Source organism: Arenimonas sp. MALMAid1274 (assembly GCF_049195245.1).
Taxonomy (GTDB): Bacteria; Pseudomonadota; Gammaproteobacteria; order Xanthomonadales; family Xanthomonadaceae; genus Arenimonas.
On record NZ_JBMIRR010000006.1, the window covers coordinates 1 to 466 of the forward strand.

Sequence of the window (466 nt, forward strand, 5' to 3'; positions counted from 1 at the left end):
CGCCACGGTCACCGTGACGGTCGAAGCGGCCGTGCTCGACGCGATCAACGACACGGCGGGTCCCGTCAACGGCGCGACCGGCGGCACGAACGTCGTCAACGTCCTGGCCAATGACCAGCTCAATGGCGCGCCGGTGAATCCAGCGAACATCACCCTGGTTCCGGCGACCAACGGTCCGCTGACCGTGAACGCCGATGGCTCGGTGGACGTCGCGCCGAATACCCCGGCTGGCACCTACACGGTCGACTACGAGATCTGCGAGGTCCTCAATCCGACCAACTGCGACACGGCGACCGTTACGGTCACGGTGGAGGAGGGCGTCATTGACGCCGTCAACGACGCTGCCGGCCCGGTCAATGGCTTCGTCGCCAACACCAATGTCGTCAACGTCCTAGGCAATGACCTGCTCAATGGTGCGGCGGTCAATCCGGCCGACATCACCCTTGCCCCGGTGACGAATGGTCCG

General features: G+C 65.2%; 1 protein-coding gene. It reads left to right on the plus strand.

Translation table 11 applies throughout. The annotated features are described in order from the left end of the window. Positions 1 to 466: hypothetical protein (locus tag ACOQFR_RS00030; RefSeq protein WP_421377377.1), on the plus strand; the 466-nt coding region annotated here is incomplete at both ends.